The 17,255-nt window shown below is 60.6% G+C and carries 15 protein-coding genes and 1 pseudogene; 5 read left to right on the forward strand and 11 right to left on the reverse strand.

Annotation, left to right across the window (positions count from 1 at the left end):
- Positions 1–4 precede the first annotated feature (4 nt).
- A complete protein-coding gene (locus C4J87_RS24920; RefSeq protein WP_218566964.1) occupies positions 5–688 on the reverse strand; it encodes a fimbria/pilus chaperone family protein in 684 nt (227 codons plus the stop codon).
- Positions 689–823: 135 nt separating this feature from the next.
- Positions 824–1,480 carry a DUF1120 domain-containing protein gene (locus C4J87_RS24925; protein ID WP_124368777.1) on the reverse strand — a complete coding sequence of 219 codons (657 nt, stop codon included), beginning with the start codon at positions 1,478–1,480 and terminating at the stop codon, positions 824–826.
- A 483-nt stretch (positions 1,481–1,963) separates the two neighbouring features.
- Here C4J87_RS24925 and ppx point away from each other — a divergent pair, with 483 nt between their 5' ends.
- Positions 1,964–3,466: an exopolyphosphatase gene (gene ppx / locus C4J87_RS24930; RefSeq protein ID WP_124364918.1), complete on the forward strand. Its 1,503-nt coding sequence runs from the start codon at positions 1,964–1,966 to the stop codon at positions 3,464–3,466.
- Positions 3,467–3,610: 144 nt separating this feature from the next.
- Here ppx and ppk1 read toward each other — a convergent pair whose 3' ends face one another.
- Both ppk1 and C4J87_RS24940 read right to left on the reverse strand, forming a co-directional pair.
- Positions 3,611–5,833 (reverse strand): polyphosphate kinase 1, encoded by a 2,223-nt coding sequence (gene ppk1, locus C4J87_RS24935; protein WP_124368778.1) that lies wholly within the window; start codon positions 5,831–5,833, stop codon positions 3,611–3,613.
- Between the two features lie 44 nt (positions 5,834–5,877).
- Positions 5,878–6,126 (reverse strand): annotated as a pseudogene (locus C4J87_RS24940) (porphobilinogen synthase); the annotation flags it as partial.
- A gap of 208 nt (positions 6,127–6,334) precedes the next feature.
- On the opposite strand from C4J87_RS24940, the gene C4J87_RS24945 reads away from it, so the two are divergent.
- Positions 6,335–6,970: a DedA family protein gene (locus C4J87_RS24945; RefSeq protein WP_124364920.1), complete on the forward strand. Its 636-nt coding sequence runs from the start codon at positions 6,335–6,337 to the stop codon at positions 6,968–6,970.
- Here the strand turns inward: C4J87_RS24945 and C4J87_RS24950 are convergent.
- A complete protein-coding gene (locus C4J87_RS24950) occupies positions 6,951–8,186 on the reverse strand; it encodes a sterol desaturase family protein (protein ID WP_124368779.1) in 1,236 nt (411 codons plus the stop codon). The genes C4J87_RS24945 and C4J87_RS24950 overlap by 20 nt on opposite strands.
- A 113-nt stretch (positions 8,187–8,299) precedes the next feature.
- Here C4J87_RS24950 and elbB point away from each other — a divergent pair, with 113 nt between their 5' ends.
- The gene (gene elbB / locus C4J87_RS24955) at positions 8,300–8,965 is read left to right on the forward strand and encodes an isoprenoid biosynthesis glyoxalase ElbB (RefSeq protein ID WP_124368780.1); all 666 of its coding nucleotides are present in this window, start codon (positions 8,300–8,302) and stop codon (positions 8,963–8,965) included.
- Between the two features lie 106 nt (positions 8,966–9,071).
- On the opposite strand, the gene C4J87_RS24960 is transcribed toward elbB, so the two are convergent.
- The 5 genes from C4J87_RS24960 to C4J87_RS24980 all read right to left on the reverse strand — a co-directional run bounded on the left by C4J87_RS24960 (position 9,072) and on the right by C4J87_RS24980 (position 14,827).
- Complete coding sequence (locus C4J87_RS24960; RefSeq protein ID WP_124368781.1) at positions 9,072–9,527, reverse strand: YaiI/YqxD family protein; 456 nt, start codon at positions 9,525–9,527, stop codon at positions 9,072–9,074.
- Between the two features lie 2 nt (positions 9,528–9,529).
- Entirely contained in the window at positions 9,530–11,422 is a 1,893-nt protein-coding gene (locus C4J87_RS24965; RefSeq protein ID WP_124368782.1) for a cytochrome c/FTR1 family iron permease, read from the reverse strand.
- A 201-nt stretch (positions 11,423–11,623) separates the two neighbouring features.
- Positions 11,624–12,256, reverse strand: a complete 633-nt coding sequence (locus C4J87_RS24970; protein ID WP_124368783.1) for a LysE family transporter — start codon at positions 12,254–12,256, stop codon at positions 11,624–11,626.
- A gap of 88 nt (positions 12,257–12,344) precedes the next feature.
- Positions 12,345–12,917, reverse strand: coding sequence for a mechanosensitive ion channel family protein (locus C4J87_RS24975; RefSeq protein WP_015886482.1), 573 nt, complete (start codon positions 12,915–12,917; stop codon positions 12,345–12,347).
- Entirely contained in the window at positions 12,917–14,827 is a 1,911-nt protein-coding gene (locus C4J87_RS24980) for an ATP-binding cassette domain-containing protein (protein WP_124368784.1), read from the reverse strand. The genes C4J87_RS24975 and C4J87_RS24980 overlap by 1 nt, the downstream gene beginning before the upstream one ends.
- A gap of 50 nt (positions 14,828–14,877) precedes the next feature.
- Between C4J87_RS24980 and C4J87_RS24985 the strand changes: the two genes are divergently transcribed.
- A complete protein-coding gene (locus C4J87_RS24985; protein ID WP_177412803.1) occupies positions 14,878–15,342 on the forward strand; it encodes a TIGR02444 family protein in 465 nt (154 codons plus the stop codon).
- Here the strand turns inward: C4J87_RS24985 and C4J87_RS24990 are convergent.
- Positions 15,339–16,361, reverse strand: coding sequence for an AlgP family protein (locus C4J87_RS24990; protein WP_124368786.1), 1,023 nt, complete (start codon positions 16,359–16,361; stop codon positions 15,339–15,341). The two genes, C4J87_RS24985 and C4J87_RS24990, sit on opposite strands and share 4 nt — an antisense overlap.
- Before the next feature lie 191 nt (positions 16,362–16,552).
- Here C4J87_RS24990 and C4J87_RS24995 point away from each other — a divergent pair, with 191 nt between their 5' ends.
- Positions 16,553–17,230, forward strand: coding sequence for an FKBP-type peptidyl-prolyl cis-trans isomerase (locus C4J87_RS24995; protein WP_124368787.1), 678 nt, complete (start codon positions 16,553–16,555; stop codon positions 17,228–17,230).
- Positions 17,231–17,255: the final 25 nt, after the last annotated feature.

Genomic DNA, 17,255 nt, shown 5'->3' on the forward strand with positions numbered 1-17,255 from the left:
TCGATCAACCCCCGTCGGTATTGATCGGGGCCCGGTAGTTTTCTACCGAAAAGCCGTAGATCGTGGCCGGTTGAATCTCTATATCAGTCAGTTCCTCCAAGGGTCCTTCAACCTTCACCGCCAGCGCTTCGCCCGGCAAAATGTAGGTGCGCGGCAGCGTAGCCAGGGCTCCCTGGGGCAATAACCGAACCTGCGGAGCCATGCGCACCACATAAGCGCTATCGTTGTGGACCGTCAAACGTTGCCCTGTACGTCGCCACTTCAGCAGCTCCCAGGGCGTGTGATGAACCGGCAGGCCTTGGGGATGCAGGATCAGCGGCAAATTCTGCCGCAAGGTGATACCAATGGTCGCACCGCCCGCAGCACGCGCCTGGGGAATGCCCTCGAAAGACACGCGTTTGAGCCGCTGAGTCTTCAACGGGGCCTTCAACGTGCTGATGAAACGCACCAGTTGCGTTTCATCCCCTTCCACCCGCGCAATAGGCGGCGTCACGATCAAGAGCGGTTCCACATCTTCCGGTATGTTTTCTATTACCGAATGCAGCAGCGCTGGAGCCGCGTCGGTATTCTTGATGTTTATCGTCGCTTCACCCTGCTCTTCGTTCAATACAATGACCGTGGTTTCCGGCAACATACCATCAGCCACCGCAACACCGACAAAGCACAAGAGCAACAGTGCATATAACAAACGCGTACTCTTTCTTACGGGACGACTAAGCACTCTGTGTTCCCCACAACCTTGAAGTTGACTATTTAGCGTCGGGCGCGCTTTAAAACAGCCGACCAGAAACACATGTTTCTTGGTCGACTGTTGTTATGTCGCTTAGATGTAACTCAATTCAAGTGTTGCGCGCCCATCAAGGGTAACGTCACGACTCAGGTCCAGGTCCTGGCCTTTATTGATCACCGCGCGCACAGCAATCGTCCCGGTCAACTGGTTGATAGAGGCGGGTGTGGCGGCCGTGCTGCTGCGCCAGGAATATTGGCTGGGCGCTTGTGCGACTTTGCCATCACTGTTCTGCCAGGCGCCGGCGCTGATTCGCATGATCGGAAACAGTGTTGCGGTCGGCGAGCGCAGGTCCCTGAGGGTAACGGCAAAGCCACCCGTTCTCCGGCCGGCCACAGTCCCCAAACCAAAGTTGTTCGCCTCGGTGTAACCACCCCCGAGCGCAGTGAGGATGCCCGTTACCTTGCTGCCGGCCTGCAGGTCGACAAATTTGAGCCCGAACTGGACAGGCGTATTGCCGCAGCTGACGGTGATAGGCGTGGTTTTTTCGGTGAGCGCGTTAAACGCCGTCTGGGACAGTTGGCCCGAAGGAATATCGCCGTAGTTGATAATGCCACCGCCGCTCATACTGAGGTTACAGGCGGCGGGCTTGATGACCCCCCTGACGATCAGTTCTGCGCTGGTGGCAGCATGTGCGCCAATGTTTGCCGCCAGGCAAACGAGACCCAGGGTCAATCCAACAATTTTTTTCATATTCGACCTGTCACTTGAAAGTTAACAGGTGCTCTCTACGTTCGTCTTGGCGGTTCCATCGCCAAACGGTTTATCTTCCTGGATGTCTACAACGACACATAAATAACACCAAGGCAAAATTGCCGGGTGACAGTGTGTCGCCTTGGTGCTTCATTAAAGAATCAGATAACGCCTGGGTTAATGTGAGAACGGTAAAACCTGCTGGTCATTTAAACCCAATTTAAAAGTAGGCTAAAACAAAATACCCGATGACATAATCAAACGCGTCCTGTAGGGAAAATCAAAACGCGGCTTTACTACGAGGCGAAGTTAAAACTCCTACAAAATTAATTCACTACTCCCCCGCTTGTCATTCGATGACATCCCACATATCTCACAAATTACCCCCACAGACAGCCGCAGAAAAATTACCGAAGCACAACGCGTTGGCTCCAGCGGTCGATCGTGGCACGATGGCAAGGTTATCGACCGAGACCCCAAACCATGCCGCAATCCCAAGCCAAGAACCTGTCCCTGATCGCTGCCATCGACCTGGGCTCCAACAGCTTTCACATGGTCGTGGCCAAGGCCCAGAACGGTGAAATCCGCATCCTTGAGCGGCTCGGCGAGAAAGTGCAACTGGCTGCCGGGATCAACGACGAACGCCAGCTCAATGAAGAGTCCATGCAGCGCGGCCTCGACTGCCTCAAGCGCTTTGCGCAACTGATCAACGGCATGCCGCCTGGCGCTGTACGAATAGTGGGCACCAACGCCTTGCGTGAGGCCCGTAACCGCAACGAATTCATCCATCGCGCCGAGGAAATCCTCGGGCATCCGGTAGAGGTTATTTCCGGTCGCGAGGAAGCACGCCTGATTTACCTCGGGGTCTCCCACACGCTGGCTGACACCCCGGGCAAACGCCTGGTGGCGGACATTGGCGGTGGCAGCACCGAATTCATCATCGGCCAGCGTTTCGAACCCCTGCTGCGCGAAAGCCTGCAGATGGGCTGCGTCAGCTACACGCAGCGTTATTTCAAGGACGGCAAGATCACCCCGGCGCGCTATGCCCAGGCCTACACGGCGGCGCGGCTGGAGATCATGAGCATCGAACACGCCCTGCACCGCCTGAGCTGGGATGAAGCCATCGGCTCTTCCGGCACCATCCGTGCCATCGGCCTGGCGCTCAAGGCCGGCGGCCATGGCACCGGCGAGGTGAATGCCGAAGGCCTGGCGTGGCTCAAGCGCAAGCTGTTCAAGCTGGGGGATGCCGAGAAGATCGACTTCGACGGCATCAAGCCTGACCGCCGCGCCATCTTCCCCGCCGGCCTGGCGATTCTTGAAGCCATTTTCGACGCCCTCGAACTGCAACGCATGGACCACTGTGACGGCGCCCTGCGCGAAGGTGTGCTCTATGACCTGCTCGGTCGCCATCACCATGAAGATGTGCGTGAGCGCACCCTCAGCTCGTTGATGGAGCGTTACCACGTAGACGTGGAGCAAGCGGCGCGCGTAGAGCGCAAAGCCCTGCACGCCTTCGACCAGGTGGCCGATGACTGGGACCTGCAAAACGGCGTGTGGCGTGAACTGCTGGGCTGGGCCGCCAAGGTGCACGAGGTGGGCCTGGACATCGCCCATTACCATTACCACAAGCACGGCGCCTACCTGATCGAACACTCGGACCTGGCCGGGTTCTCACGGGAAGACCAACAGATGCTCGCGCTGCTGGTGCGCGGCCACCGCCGCAATATTCCCAGGGACAAATTTGCCGAGTTCGGCAAAGACGGCATCAAGCTGATTCGCCTGTGCGCGCTGTTGCGCTTTGCCATCCTGTTCCACCACATCCGTGGCACCCAGGAAATGCCCCAGGTGAAGCTGCGCGCCGACGGCGACAGCCTGGAAGTGATGTTCCCCAAAGGCTGGCTGGATGAAAACCAGCTGACCCAGGCGGACTTCGCCCAGGAAGCGGAGTGGCTGACGCGGGTGGGGTTCAGCCTGAACCTGCATTAAAGAACACCGCAAAACAAATGTGGGAGGGGCGGTGCGACGATTCGACTTGCTCCCGATGCGGTGTGTCAGTCACTTGATACTTTGACTGAGACACCGCCATCGGGGGGCAAGCCCCCTCCCACATTGGATTGCAGCGAACCTTGCTTAATTCACCGTCAGAATCGGGCTGCCCAGCTTCTCCAGCAACGTGGCCTGCGCACTGCGCGGGTTCTGGTTGCCGGTCGGTGTGTTGCGCACATACCGCCCATCCGACTGCAGGCTCCAGCTGTGGGTGTTGTCGGTCAGGTAGCTTTCCAGCTCCTTCTTGACCCGCATGACCAGCTTCTTGCCCTCCACCGGGAAGCAGGTCTCCACGCGTTTGTCGAGGTTGCGCTCCATCCAGTCGGCGCTGGAGAGGAACATCTGCTCTTCGCCACCGTTGAGGAAATAGAACACCCGCGTGTGCTCCAGGAAACGGCCGATGATCGAGCGCACATGGATGTTATGCGAGACGCCGACAATGCCGGGGCGCAGGCAGCACATGCCACGGACCACCAGGTCGATGCGCACGCCCGACTGGCTGGCCTTGTACAGCGCGCGGATGATCTTCGGATCGGTCAGCGAGTTGAATTTGGCGATGATGTGCGCCGGCTTGCCCTCGAGGGCAAACTGGGTCTCGCGGGCAATCATGTCGAGCATGCCCTTCTTCAGGGTGAACGGCGCGTGCAGCAGCTTCTTCATGCGCAAGGTCTTGCCCATGCCGATGAGCTGGCTGAACAACTTGCCGACGTCTTCGCACAGGGCGTCGTCGGACGTCAGCAGGCTGTAGTCGGTATAGAGCTTCGCGTTGCCGGCGTGGTAGTTGCCGGTGCCCAAATGGGCGTAACGCACGATTTCACCGGCTTCGCGGCGCAGGATCAACATCATCTTGGCGTGGGTCTTGAAGCCGACCACGCCATAGATCACTACCGCACCGGCTGCTTGCAGGCGGCTGGCCAGTTGCAGGTTGGACTCCTCATCGAAGCGCGCTCGCAGCTCGATCACCACCGTGACTTCCTTGCCGTTACGCGCAGCGTCGACCAGTGCATCGACGATTTCCGAGTTGGCGCCGGAGCGATACAGCGTCTGGCGCACAGCCAGGACGTGCGGGTCCTTGGCGGCCTGACGCAGCAGGTCGACCACCGGGGTGAACGACTCGAAGGGGTGCAGCAGCAGAATGTCCTGCTTGCTCACCACACTGAAGATGTTCTCGCTGTTTTGCAGCAGTTTCGGGATTTGCGGTGTAAACGGTTTGTATTGCAGCTCCGGGTGGCTGTCCAGGCCGGTGATGCTGAACAGGCGCGTCAGGTTCACCGGGCCATTGACCTGGTACAACTCGGATTCGGCCAGGTTGAACTGCTTGAGCAGGTAATCCGACAAGTGTTTCGGGCAGGTATCCGCCACTTCCAGGCGCACCGCATCGCCGTAGCGCCGCGAAAACAGCTCTCCGCGCAGGGCACGGGCCAAGTCTTCGACGTCTTCGGAGTCCAGCGCCAGGTCAGCGTTACGGGTCAGGCGGAACTGGTAGCAGCCCTTGACCTTCATGCCCTGGAACAGGTCATCGGCGTGCGCATGGATCATCGACGACAGGAATACATAATTATCGCCAGCGCCCCCTACCTCTTCGGGTACCTTGATGATCCGTGGCAGCAGGCGCGGCGCCGGGATGATCGCAAGGCCCGAGTCGCGGCCGAAGGCATCGATGCCTTCGAGCTCGACGATGAAGTTCAGGCTCTTGTTCACCAGCAACGGGAACGGGTGCGTCGGGTCGAGGCCGATCGGGGTGATGATCGGTGAAATCTCGTCACGGAAGTAACGGCGCACCCAGGTCTTGATCTTGGTGGTCCAGTGCCGGCGACGGATGAAGCGGACCTGATGTTTTTCCAGCTCCGGCAGCAGGATATCGTTGAGGATCGCGTATTGGCGGTCCACATGGCCGTGCACCAGCTCACTGATGCGCGCCAGGGCCTGGTGCGGTTGCAGGCCGTCGGCACCGGCTTGCTCACGGGCGAAGGTGATCTGCTTCTTGAGGCCGGCGACGCGGATCTCGAAGAACTCGTCCAGGTTGCTCGAGAAGATCAACAGGAACTTGAGCCGCTCCAGCAACGGATAGGACTCATCCAGCGCCTGTTCCAGCACCCGAATGTTGAATTGCAGTTGGGACAGCTCGCGGTGGATGTACAGGCTGCTGTCATCCAGGTTGGTAACCACGGCCACTGGCGCCGGCGCTGGCGCTTCGGCGGCCACCACAGGCGGGGCAGGCTCAAGCTCCGGCGGGGTCTCGGTGACTTGTTCAACCACCGGATGAGCGTCTTTTACGGCAACTTCTGTAAGTCCTTCGGTATTCATCGAGTGTTCCTGTGAGGGCTATGGTTGCTCTCTAAGCAATTGGGCAGCGCCGGGATTCCCAGTTCCACCCAATGGGCGGCTTCTTCGAGCAGCAGGTCAATGCTCAAGCGCTCCACCCCCGGCATCGAGGCCACCGCTTCCCGGCGATTTTCACCGTCCAGCACGAATACCGGCAGGATCAGATCATTCGTCGTCAGTACATTTTCACGTACCAGACGGCGAGAAAAATCATCACGGCGGTTGCGGCGCAGACGTGTGGCGGGAAATAGCCGGTTGGCGGGGATAAAGCTCACGACAGACTCCTGAGCCCGCGTTTACGGGCGGGCGGTGCAGTTATAAGCGGCCATTATGACGAATGAATGACAGTTGTGCTTATCGATGCGACCTGAAGTCGCATTCGGCATTTGCGTAGGAATTGTTCACTTCGTGACACATCTCGATACTTTCATGAATCTTCGTGAAGGCGTAGGCTGCGCGTTCATTTCGCCAGCACCCTAGACCATGCTTCAACAATTTCTGCATGACTTCGGCTACTTTGCCCTCTTCCTCGGCACGTTCTTCGAAGGCGAGACCATCCTCGTGCTCGCAGGCTTCCTGGCGTTCCGTGGATACATGGATATCAACCTGGTGGTGGTCGTTGCCTTTTTCGGCAGCTACGCCGGCGACCAGCTGTGGTACTACATGGGGCGCAAGCACGGCCGCAAATTGCTCGCGCGCAAACCGCGCTGGCAATTGATGGGCGACAAGGCGCTGGAACATATCCGCAAGCATCCGGATATCTGGGTGCTGAGCTTTCGCTTCGTCTACGGTTTGCGCACGGTGATGCCAGTGGCGATTGGCCTGTCCGGCTACCCACCTCTGCGGTATTTGATCCTCAACGGTATCGGTGCGGCGATATGGGCGGCTGCGCTAGGGGCTGCGGCCTATCATTTCGGCGCGGTACTCGAAGGCATGCTCGGCAGTGTCAAGAAATACGAGCTGTGGGTGCTGGGCGCCTTGCTGGTGCTGGGCTTGGGCCTGTGGCTGCGACGCCGCGTCAAGAACGCCCGCATCGCCCGCGAGGCGTGTGCCGAAGCCAAGGCCCGGCTCGCTGCCGAACCCGCCCCGGTCGAACCCCCTAAGACGCCAGGCGAGTAACCCGGCTTCTGCAGCAGTAGAGGCCAATCACGCTGAGCAGGCTGTAGCTCAGCAGGGCCAGCCAGCCCAGAGTACTGGCCGGCCATAGCCCGACCCACGGGGCCAGCCATACCAACGGCAGATTCAGCCCCAGGCGCACCCCTTCTGCCTTCAGCGCCCACGGGCGATTCTCCAGTGCGACCCCCAGCGTGAACAGCCCCAGGGCCATCGCGCCCCAGCCCAGCACCAGCGCCGCCATGGGCAGGCCTTCTGCGAAATTCATCAAATAACTGCCAAACCCCACATAAGCCGCAAACTGCACGGCAACGTAGACCTGCTGGCGCGTATCCAGCGGCACCTCGAATTTGCGGAACCGGGCCAGGTCCGGCTTGGCTATCGGGTAGTTGGCTTTTACATCTGCGGGGCGCCAGCCGGTGCGCATGAACCAGATGCGCAGCTTGTCCCAGCGGTTCTCAGTACGACGGGCATCGCTCCACAACTGCGCATAAAACTGCAGGTTCGCCCACAGCGGATTCCAACTGGCCAGGGGCGTGGTCACGCCGAAAATCACCGGTTCGTTGTCGTCTTCTTCCTGGAACGTGCCGAACAAGCGGTCCCAAAAAATGAACACCCCGCCATAGTTGCGATCCATGTAGAGGGCGTTCTGCGCGTGGTGGGCACGATGATTGGACGGTGTAACGAAGAACACCTCGAACCAGCCGAGCTTGGGCACGTGACGTGTATGCACCCAGAATTGATACAGCAGGTTGAGCGAAGCCACACTGACGAACACCACCAACGGCACACCGAGCACGGCCAGGGGCAGGTAGAAGATCCAGCTCAACAAAAAGCCGGTACTGGTCTGACGCAATGCGGTGGTGAGGTTGTAGTCCTCGCTCTGGTGGTGCACTGAGTGCGCAGCCCACAGGATATTGCGCTCATGGCCCAGGCGATGCAGCCAGTAGTAGCAGAAGTCGTAGAGCACAAAGGCGCACACCCAGGTCCACACGCTCTGGGCCGACCATTCGATCAGCGCCAGGTGCTTGAGGGCGAATGCGTAGGTGAGCAAACCTACGCCTTTGGTCAGTAACCCGGTGGTGGTAGACAGCACGCCGGTGCTGAGGCTGTTGATAGCGTCGGCTACTCGATAGTTGCGCGCACCGCGCCAGCGGTCAGCCAGCAGCTCCACCACGATCAAGGCAATGAAAAACGGTACCGCGTAAGGCACGAAGTCCATGGGCTAGTCCGGTCTATTTTTGTTACATCAGATTAGTGCAGTCCCATGAGATCCCATTGGCAACAGGTTACAAATTAGTAGACATTTAACGCCATGAATCAGGAGAAATGCCCATGAGCAAAAAGATTGCAGTGATCCTTTCCGGCTGTGGCGTGTACGACGGTGCAGAAATCCATGAAAGCGTGATCACCCTGCTGCGCCTGGACCAGCGCGGCGCTCAGGTTGAGTGCTTTGCGCCAGATATTGCGCAGCTGCATGTGATCAACCACCTTACCGGCGAAGAAATGCCCGAATCGCGCAATGTGTTGGTGGAGTCAGCGCGCATCGCCCGAGGCGCGGTGAAAGATATCCGTGAGGCCAACGTGGCTGACTTCGATGCGCTGATCGTGCCGGGCGGGTTTGGCGCGGCGAAGAACCTGTCGAATTTCGCAGTGGAAGGCGCCGGCTGCAGCGTCAATCCGCAGGTGCTGGAGCTGGCGGAAGCCTTTGCCGAAGCGAGCAAGCCGGTGGGGCTGATCTGCATTTCCCCGGCCCTGGCCGCAAAAATCTACGGCCCGGGCGTGATCTGCACCATCGGCAACGATACCGATACCGCAGCGGCCTTGGACAAAATGGGCGCCACCCATCAGGAATGCACGGTGGAAGATATCGTTGAGGACAAGGCACGCAAGTTGGTGAGTACACCGGCGTATATGCTGGGCAAAAATATCAGCGAGGTGGCGTCGGGCATCAACAAGCTCGTGGACCGGGTGCTTGAACTGACCCACGAAGACGACTAACGCCCTCTTTCTGCAGGAGCGAGCTTGCTCGCGAAGAACCTGAGGGCGCCGCGTTTATCCGGAGTGCCCGCGTTATCGTTGCCGTTCTTCGCGAGCAAGCGCGCTCCTACACAGGTTTCATCAAACGGGTGAGCAGGCGGTCCAGCGCGTTGGCGAACGCCTGTTTGTCCTTCTCGCTGTGCGGCGGTGGCCCGCCGCCCATCTGGCCTTGCTCGCGCAAGTCGGTGAACAGGTTACGCACTGCCAGGCGCTCACTCATGTTTGCCGGGCTGAACTCTTTGCCGCGCGGGTCGAGGGCCGTGATGCCCTTCTTGACCAGGCGGTCGGCCAAGGGCACATCGCTGCAGATCACCAACTCGCCCGGCATGGCGTGCTCTACCAGGTAGTCATCGGCCGCATCGGGACCACTGGGCACTACGATCAGCTTCACACAGGCAAAGCTGGGTTTGATCTGGCTCTGACCGGCCACCAGCACCACGTCAAACTGGCGCTTGAGGGCGAACTTCACCACCTGATCCTTGGCCGCCCGCGGGCAGGCGTCCGCATCGATCCACACCCGCATGACTATGCCGCCACCCGCTTCTCGGCCAGGCGACTGCGGCCATACAGCACCACAATCGCCAGGATCGCCACGGCCTGCGCACTCAACGAATACGCATCGGCGTGAATGCCCAGCCAGTCGAAGTCAAAGAACGCCACCGGCCGCGTGCCGAAGACGCCCGCTTCCTGCAATGCTTTGACGCCATGCCCGGCGAACACCACCGAAAGTGCGCACAGCAGCGCGGCGTTGATACCGAAGAACAGCGCCAACGGCAGCTTCGCCGAACCGCGCAGAATCACCCAGGCCAGGCCCACCAGCAGCACCAATGCGGTGGCGCCACCGGCCAGCACCGCGTTGTGCCCGGCCGGGCCGGCTTGCAGCCACAGGGTTTCGTAGAACAGGATCACTTCGAACAATTCGCGGTACACCGAGAAGAAGGCCAGCAGCGCAAAGCCGAAACGCCCACCACCGCCCACCAGGCTGCTCTTGATGTAGTCCTGCCAGGCCGCCGCGTGGCGCCGGTCGTGCATCCATACGCCCAGCCACAGCACCATCACGCTGGCGAACAGTGCTGTGCAGCCTTCCAGCAATTCTCGCTGGGCGCCGCTGACATCAATCACATACGCCGCCAGCGCCCAGGTAGCCAAGCCGGCCAACAGCGCCAGGCCCCAGCCGACGTTGACGCTGCGCACCGCCGATTGCTGGCCGGTGTTACGCAGGAAGGCCAGGATCGCCGCCAGCACCAGGATCGCTTCCAGGCCTTCGCGCAGCAGGATCAGCAAACCGGAGATGTAGCTCAACGACCAGCTCAAGCCATCGCCGCCGAGCAAGCCGGCGGACTCGCTGAGCTTGCCCTTGGCTGCATCCAGGCGCTGTTGCACCTGTTCGATCGGCAGCCCGTCCTGCAAGGACTGGCGGTAGGCCATCAGCGCCTTCTCGGTGTCTTTGCGCACGTTGGCGTCGACGTTATCCAGCGAGCTTTCCACCAGCTCGAAACCTTCCAGGTAAGCGGCTACCGACAAGTCATAGGCTTGTTCGTGGTCGCCGTTACGGAACGCGGCCAGGCTTTTGTCCAGGGTGGCAGCGGTGTAGTCGAGCAACTGTGCCGGGCCACGCTTGACCTGCGGCGGCTGTGCGCGTTGGGCGCGGAAGGTCGCTGCCACCGCCGGGCCGTCAGCGGCCAGTACTTCGTTGGGCGTCTGGCGTGCCAGGTCGGCCAGGTTGAAGGTGTGTTCGCTGTTGACCGCAGCCGGGTCAGCCGTGAAACCTGCGATGTAGGTGGCGAGGTCCCAGCGCTGGCGGTCATCCAACTGGTCGGCAAAGGACGGCATATCAGTGCCTTCGACACCCAGGCCCAGGGTGTTATAGATCGCGTAGAGGCTCAGGCGATCCAGGCGCGTGGCATCGCGCAGGTTAGCGGGCGGCGGGGTCATGCCCATGCCTGCCGGGCCATCGCCAGCGCCGGCCGTGCCGTGGCACACCGAACAATGCTGGGCATATAGCGGAGCACCGCGCGTAGGGTCGGGAGTGATCGCCGGCGCCTGGCTGACTTCATACGCCACCGCCAGCCTGGCGCCCAATTGACGGGCCTGGCGGGCGACAGTTGCGCCGTCTGCATGGGCGGTGACTGCCGCGAGCAACTCATCAACGCCCTTGATTAACTCGACGCGTTCGGGCTTTTCCGGCAGTTGCGCAACCAGACCCTGCAGCACGCCCAAGAACTCCACCTGTTCGCGAAATTCCGATTCGTCCACCACCTTGCCCGCCTCCACAGTGGGCGGATAGTCGGCGCAAATGTAGTCAAGCAGATGCAACGCCTGGGGTGCGCCTTCGGCCGTCGCGGCCAACAGATTGAAGCTGCACGACATCAACGCTGGCAGCACCAGCCAGGCGAGAAAACGGAAGGGGGCAGTCATGAATGAATCTCAAGTGGAAATACGAAGTAACACTATTGTTGAGCTTTAACGGATTTGACTCAAGGTGTTATTTGGCATTGCCACAAAACCAATGTGGGAGGGGGCTTGCTCCCGATAACGGTGGTTCAGCTAGCGATGAGCTGACTGATACTCCGCCATCGGGAGCAAGCCCCCTCCCACATTTTGATCCGGTTTCGTCAATTACACCGTGGCGCGATGCAGGCTGGCGAGGAAACCGGCGGCGCCGACGAACAACCCGGCGAATGTGCGGTTCACGCGCTTCTGCTGCTTGGGCGAGCGCAACAGGCGCAGGACTTTCGAGGCCAACCCCGTATAACCGGCCATCACGATCATATCGACGCTGATCATCGTTGCACCAATGATCAGGTACTGGACCGCCAACGGTGCCTGTGGATTCACGAATTGCGGCAATACCGCGAGCATGAATACCAACGCCTTCGGGTTGCTGGCGTTGACCAGAAAACCACGGAACATCATGGCCATCGGCTTGCCAATCGGGCGCACCGCAGCGTCATCGGTCATGTCCATGGGCAAGGCGCGCCATTGCTTGATGGCCAGGTAGACCAGGTACGCCACGCCAAACCATTTGATCGCATAAAACGCGGTGGAGGACGTCGCCAGGATGGCACCCAAGCCGCCCGCCACCACGGCAATCTGCATCGCCAGGCCCAGCTGCAGGCCAATGGCGTTCCAGTAACCGCGTACGAAACCGTATTGCAGGCCGCTGGACATCGAAGCGATGGCGCCCGCGCCGGGGGAAAGGGAGATGATCCAACTGGCCAGGAAAAAGGCCAGCCACGTGTCGAGTGCCATTGCACACCTCGGAAAGGAGTTTGCGGTTGTGCCTTAAGCTAACGCTGCCGGCCAAAGGCTGGCTATCAATTTTTGCAGGCGGTGATTTCTAGCGGTCGCCAGGAAACACATGGGTACCGGGCCAACGCCGCACCGAGCGCTGGAAGAACAGACTGTTGGGCACTTGTACCATCGCGCTGTCCGTACCGGCCTCTGCCACCTCGACCAGCGTGGTATAGAGCAGATTGATCGCCACGACGCGCCCTTTCACACCGGGTTTGTCGACGGTGTCCACCAGTTCGACGATGTCGCCGAGGCGAAACGGCCCCACGGTGAAGATCAAGATCGCGCACAGCAAGTTGGACAGCACGGACCACATGGCGAAGAACGCCACCGCCGCCACTGCCACAAAGCCTGACAGTGCCGTCCACAGCACCGTGGCGGATACGCCCAGGCGGCCCAAGACGAAGATCAGCGCACTGCCCATGATCAGCCAGCGCAGGCCACCGCGCAGCGGCATCAACAACTGTGGCGGGAATGGATAGCGTTCACCCAGGCGGGTCAGGCCTTTGGCGACAAAACGCTGGGCAAGATAACCCGCCAGCAGGATCAGCAGGATTTGCACGCCGATCCACACAGGCTCGATCCATTGCGCCGGCAAAGGCAGCTGCAACGCTTCCATCAGGACAGCGCCTCCAGCTCCGCTTGCAGGGTTTCAAGCACTTCGAGGGCTTCCATCCAGGATTCCTCCAGTTGCCCTTCACGCACCTTGAGCCGGGCCTGTTCGGCCAGCAGGTCGCGCAGTTCATCCTTGCGCGCGGCCTCGTACACAGCGCTGTCGCCCAAGCTGGTTTCGATCTTGGCCAGGCGCTCATGCACCTTGCCCAACTCGACCTCCAGCTTGTCAGCTTCGCGCTTGTGCGGCGCCAACTGCTGACGCAGTGCGGCGGCAGCCTGGCGCTGGGCTTTCTTATCGGTCTTGTCCGGGTTGACCGGTGTGTTGCTGGCCGGCGCATTGCGCAGACGGTAGTCGGTCAGCCAGCGCGCATAGTCGTCCAGGTCGCCGTCGAATTCCTCGACCTTGCCGTCGGCCACCAGCAGGAAGTTATCAGTGGTGCTTTTGAGCAGGTGGCGATCGTGAGACACCACCAGTACCGCGCCGCTGAATTCCTGCAGGGCCATGGTCAGCGCCAGGCGCATTTCCAGGTCCAGGTGATTGGTCGGCTCGTCGAGCAGCAGCAGGTTCGGGCGGTCCCAGGCGATCAGGGCCAGGGCCAGGCGTGCCTTTTCGCCACCGGAAAAATTCAGCACCGGCTCATCGATACGCGCGCCACGGAAGTCGAAACCCCCGAGGAAATCACGCAGGGTCTGTTCGCGCTCGGTGGGCGCCAGGCGCTGCAGGTGCAACAGCGGGCTCGCCTTGGAATCCAGCGAGTCCAGTTGATGCTGGGCGAAGTAGCCCACCACGGTGTTCTCGCCACGGGTCAGGCGGCCGGCCAAGGGCTCCAGTTCGCCCGACAGGTTCTTGATCAGCGTCGACTTGCCCGCGCCGTTAGGCCCCAACAAACCGATGCGTGCGCCAGGCGTGAGCTGCAGCTTGACCTTCTCGAGGATGGTCTTGTCGCCATAACCCAGGCGCGCATCCGACAGATCGAGCAAGGGGCTGGAGATTTTCACCGACTCACGGAACACGAAGTCGAACGGCGAATCGACATGGGCCGCCGATAGTTCTTCCATGCGCTCCAGCGCCTTGATCCGGCTCTGGGCCTGCCGCGCCTTGGTGGCCTGGGCCTTGAACCGGGCGATATAGCTTTCCATATGCGCGCGCTGCGCCTGCTGCTTCTCGAAAGCCTGTTGCTGCTGGGCCAGGCGTTCGGCACGGGCGCGCTCGAAGGCGGTGTAGCCGCCCCGATAGAGCGTGATTTTCTTCTGTTCGACATGGGCGATATTGTCGACCACGGCGTCGAGGAAATCCCGGTCGTGGGAAATCAGCAACAGGGTGCCCTGATAGTTCTTGAGGAAGTCTTCCAGCCACAGGATCGCATCAAGGTCCAAGTGGTTGGTCGGCTCGTCGAGCAGCAACAGGTCCGAAGGACACATCAGCGCCTGGGCCAGGTTCAGGCGCATGCGCCAGCCGCCAGAGAAGTCGGCGACCGGGCGATCCATCTGTTCGTTGGTAAACCCAAGGCCGGCGAGCATCTTGCGGGCGCGGGCGTCGGCGGTGTAGCCGTCGGCGCTGTCCAGCTCAGAATGCAGGCGGGCTTGGGCGGCGCCGTCCTGGGCTTGTTCTGCGGCGGCGAGGTCGTGTTGCACCTGGCGCAGGCGCAGGTCGCCATCGAGCACGTAGTCGATCGCGATGCGGTCCAGGGTGTCGATCTCCTGGCGCATATGGGCGATGCGCCAGTCGGCCGGCAGCAGGCAGTCCCCGGAATCCGGGGTCAGCTCACCCAGCAACAGGGCGAACAACGTGGATTTACCGGCGCCATTGGCACCGATCAGGCCGGCTTTGTGACCGGCGTGCAGGGTCAGCTCGGCATCTTCAAGAAGACGCTGCGGGCCACGCTGTAATGTTAGGCTTTGAAGTCGGATCATAATGGCGGCGGAGTCTACCAGCTTCGTTGGCCGCTGGCTTGGGTGTGAATATGTGCGCTGACCTGTGGAGCTTTGCCCTCTCGACTTACGCCCGCCCCGGCGTGGAGGCTGCTTGCCTGCGGTTGCAGGCGCAAGGCGCGGATGTGTGCCTGTTGCTGTGTGGTGCGTGGCTCGAGCGACGGGGTGTGGCGCGGTTGCCCGAACGCGTGGTGGCGCTGCAGCAGCTTGCGCGGCCATGGCGCACGCGTGTCGTCGAACCCTTGCGCGAAGTCCGCGTGCAATGGCGGGCGCTGGCACAGCAGGATGCGCAGTTGGCTGAATTACGGCGTCAGGTCAAAGCATTGGAACTGGAGGCCGAGCGAGCATTACTGACACGCCTGGAAGCGCTGGCGAAGACATGGCCGACCAACGAGGGGAAAGGGCAATACGAATGGCTTGAAGACCTGGCAAGCGAAGCCGCCGACCTTGACCACAACGCGCTGCAGCAGCTGCGCGTTGGGGTCACCCGCACTTAGGAAGCGCTGGTTGGGGTGGTGCTTGGCGCTACCGGTGCAGAGGTGCTGCTGGCCGATGCGGTTGGAGCGGAGGACGTTGCCGGAGTAGCGGCAGGTGCCGCAGGAGTTGCTGGCTTGGCAGCAGTGGTTTTAGCAGCTGGCTTGGTGGCTGGTTTGGCAGCGGCGGTTTTAGCGGCTGGCTTGGCGGCTGGTTTCGCAGCAGCGGTTTTAGCGGCTGGCTTGGCGGCTGGTTTCGCAGCAGCGGTTTTGGCAGCTGGCTTGGCGGCTGGTTTCGCAGCAGCGGTTTTAGCGGCTGGCTTGGCGGCTGGTTTCGCAGCAGCAGTTTTGGCAGCTGGCTTGGCGGCTGGTTTCGCAGCAGCAGTTTTGGCAGCTGGCTTGGCGGCTGGTTTCGCAGCAGCAGTTTTGGCAGCTGGCTTGGCGGCTGGTTTCGCAGCAGCGGTTTTGGCAGCTGGCTTGGCGGCTGGTTTCGCAGCAGCGGTTTTGGCAACTGGCTTGGTGGCTGGTTTCGCAGCAGCAGTTTTAGCAGCTGGCTTGGCGGCAATTTTAGCCGGCGCCTTCGCTGCAACAGCTTTGCTGGCTGGCTTTTTGGCCGCGCTGGCGGTGACGGCTTTTGCCGGCGTACGCGCGCCAAGGGCCTTGGAGACGGCTTCTTTCACACGACCAATGCCCTGGGCCAGTTTCAGGCTTTCCTGAGCGTCTTTTTTGAGCTGGGAAATGTAGGTGCGGGTTTCGGTTTGACGGTCCTTGAGGGCGTCCAGCAGGTCCTCAAGTTCGTTAACTGCGTCTTTGGCCTTGGCTTGTGCCTTGGCTTTACCGGCAGTGGCGGCGTCTTGCAATTTGGTGCGGGATTTGTGCAGCTTTTCTTGCGCTTTGCCGCGTTGTTTTTCCAGTTTGGCGAGCAGTTTTTCTGCATCGGCCAAGGCCTGGGAACAAGCGCTTTCCAGATGTTCGAGCAAGCTGCCCGACAATTGTTGGAGCAAGTGCAACGGGGTATTTACAGGCTTCTGTTTGGCCGACATGGTTTACCTCCTGGCTGACGTGGGTGCGGCTCATACTAGCCCTCTGCTCTTACCGCCGCTAGGCCATGTTGACAGTATCGTTTGCGTTGCGTTGCAACGTACGAAAATTCTTATCGATATAACAGAAAACCACCCCACTGCTCAGCCACTCACGCTGGCATAATCCGTCGCACTTTCGGCGGAGAACACCCATGTTGCGTTACCTTTTCCTAGTGCTTGGCCTGGCGATTTTCAGCGCCGATGCGAGCGAGCAATCGCCGCCAAAAACCGCTACTCAAGACCAGCACGACCTCGCCTACAGCCTGGGCGCCAGCCTCGGTGAACGTCTGCGCCAGGAGGTGCCCGACTTGCAGATCCAAGCCCTGGTCGACGGTCTCAAACAAGCCTACCAAGGCAAACCATTGGCACTGGATGACACCCGCATCGAACAAATTCTTGCTCAGCATGAGGCACAGAACGCCACCGACGCCCAAGTGCCGCAGAGCGAAAAAGCACTCGCTGCCGAACAGCAATTTTTATCGAAGGAAAAAGCTGCAAAGGGTGTGCGCGAATTGGCGGACGACATCTTGGTCACCGAGTTGACGCCGGGCACCGGCAACAAGCCGTTGGCAACTGATGAAGTGCAGGTGAAATACGTGGGTCGACTGCCCGATGGAAGCGTGTTCGATCAGAGCGCACTACCCCAATGGTTTCGCCTGGACAGCGTGATCAGTGGCTGGAGCAGTGCATTGCAACAGATGCCGGTGGGCGCGAAATGGCGCCTGGTCATTCCCTCGGCCCAAGCCTATGGCGCGGACGGCGCAGGCGAATTGATCCCGCCCTACACCCCCCTGGTCTTCGAAATCGAATTGCTCGGGACTCGCCACTAGCCCATAAAAAACGGTGCGACATGCG

It is taken from the genome of Pseudomonas sp. R1-43-08 (assembly GCF_003852255.1).
In the GTDB taxonomy this organism is placed as follows: domain Bacteria; phylum Pseudomonadota; class Gammaproteobacteria; order Pseudomonadales; family Pseudomonadaceae; genus Aquipseudomonas.

What these genes read in the sequence shown, in the direction of transcription:
- C4J87_RS24945 (WP_124364920.1), top strand. Translation starts at nt 6,335, where the DNA reads ATGCTTCAACAATTTCTGCATGACTTCGGCTACTTTGCCCTCTTCCTC.
- C4J87_RS24950 (WP_124368779.1), bottom strand. Translation starts at nt 8,186, where the DNA reads ATGGACTTCGTGCCTTACGCGGTACCGTTTTTCATTGCCTTGATCGTG.
- C4J87_RS24985 (WP_177412803.1), top strand. Translation starts at nt 14,878, where the DNA reads ATGTGCGCTGACCTGTGGAGCTTTGCCCTCTCGACTTACGCCCGCCCC.
- C4J87_RS24980 (WP_124368784.1), bottom strand. Translation starts at nt 14,827, where the DNA reads ATGATCCGACTTCAAAGCCTAACATTACAGCGTGGCCCGCAGCGTCTT.
- C4J87_RS24960 (WP_124368781.1), bottom strand. Translation starts at nt 9,527, where the DNA reads ATGCGGGTGTGGATCGATGCGGACGCCTGCCCGCGGGCGGCCAAGGAT.
- ppx (WP_124364918.1), top strand. Translation starts at nt 1,964, where the DNA reads ATGCCGCAATCCCAAGCCAAGAACCTGTCCCTGATCGCTGCCATCGAC.
- C4J87_RS24925 (WP_124368777.1), bottom strand. Translation starts at nt 1,480, where the DNA reads ATGAAAAAAATTGTTGGATTGACCCTGGGTCTCGTTTGCCTGGCGGCA.
- elbB (WP_124368780.1), top strand. Translation starts at nt 8,300, where the DNA reads ATGAGCAAAAAGATTGCAGTGATCCTTTCCGGCTGTGGCGTGTACGAC.
- C4J87_RS24970 (WP_124368783.1), bottom strand. Translation starts at nt 12,256, where the DNA reads ATGGCACTCGACACGTGGCTGGCCTTTTTCCTGGCCAGTTGGATCATC.
- C4J87_RS24965 (WP_124368782.1), bottom strand. Translation starts at nt 11,422, where the DNA reads ATGACTGCCCCCTTCCGTTTTCTCGCCTGGCTGGTGCTGCCAGCGTTG.
- C4J87_RS24995 (WP_124368787.1), top strand. Translation starts at nt 16,553, where the DNA reads ATGTTGCGTTACCTTTTCCTAGTGCTTGGCCTGGCGATTTTCAGCGCC.
- C4J87_RS24975 (WP_015886482.1), bottom strand. Translation starts at nt 12,917, where the DNA reads ATGGAAGCGTTGCAGCTGCCTTTGCCGGCGCAATGGATCGAGCCTGTG.
- C4J87_RS24990 (WP_124368786.1), bottom strand. Translation starts at nt 16,361, where the DNA reads ATGTCGGCCAAACAGAAGCCTGTAAATACCCCGTTGCACTTGCTCCAA.
- ppk1 (WP_124368778.1), bottom strand. Translation starts at nt 5,833, where the DNA reads ATGAATACCGAAGGACTTACAGAAGTTGCCGTAAAAGACGCTCATCCG.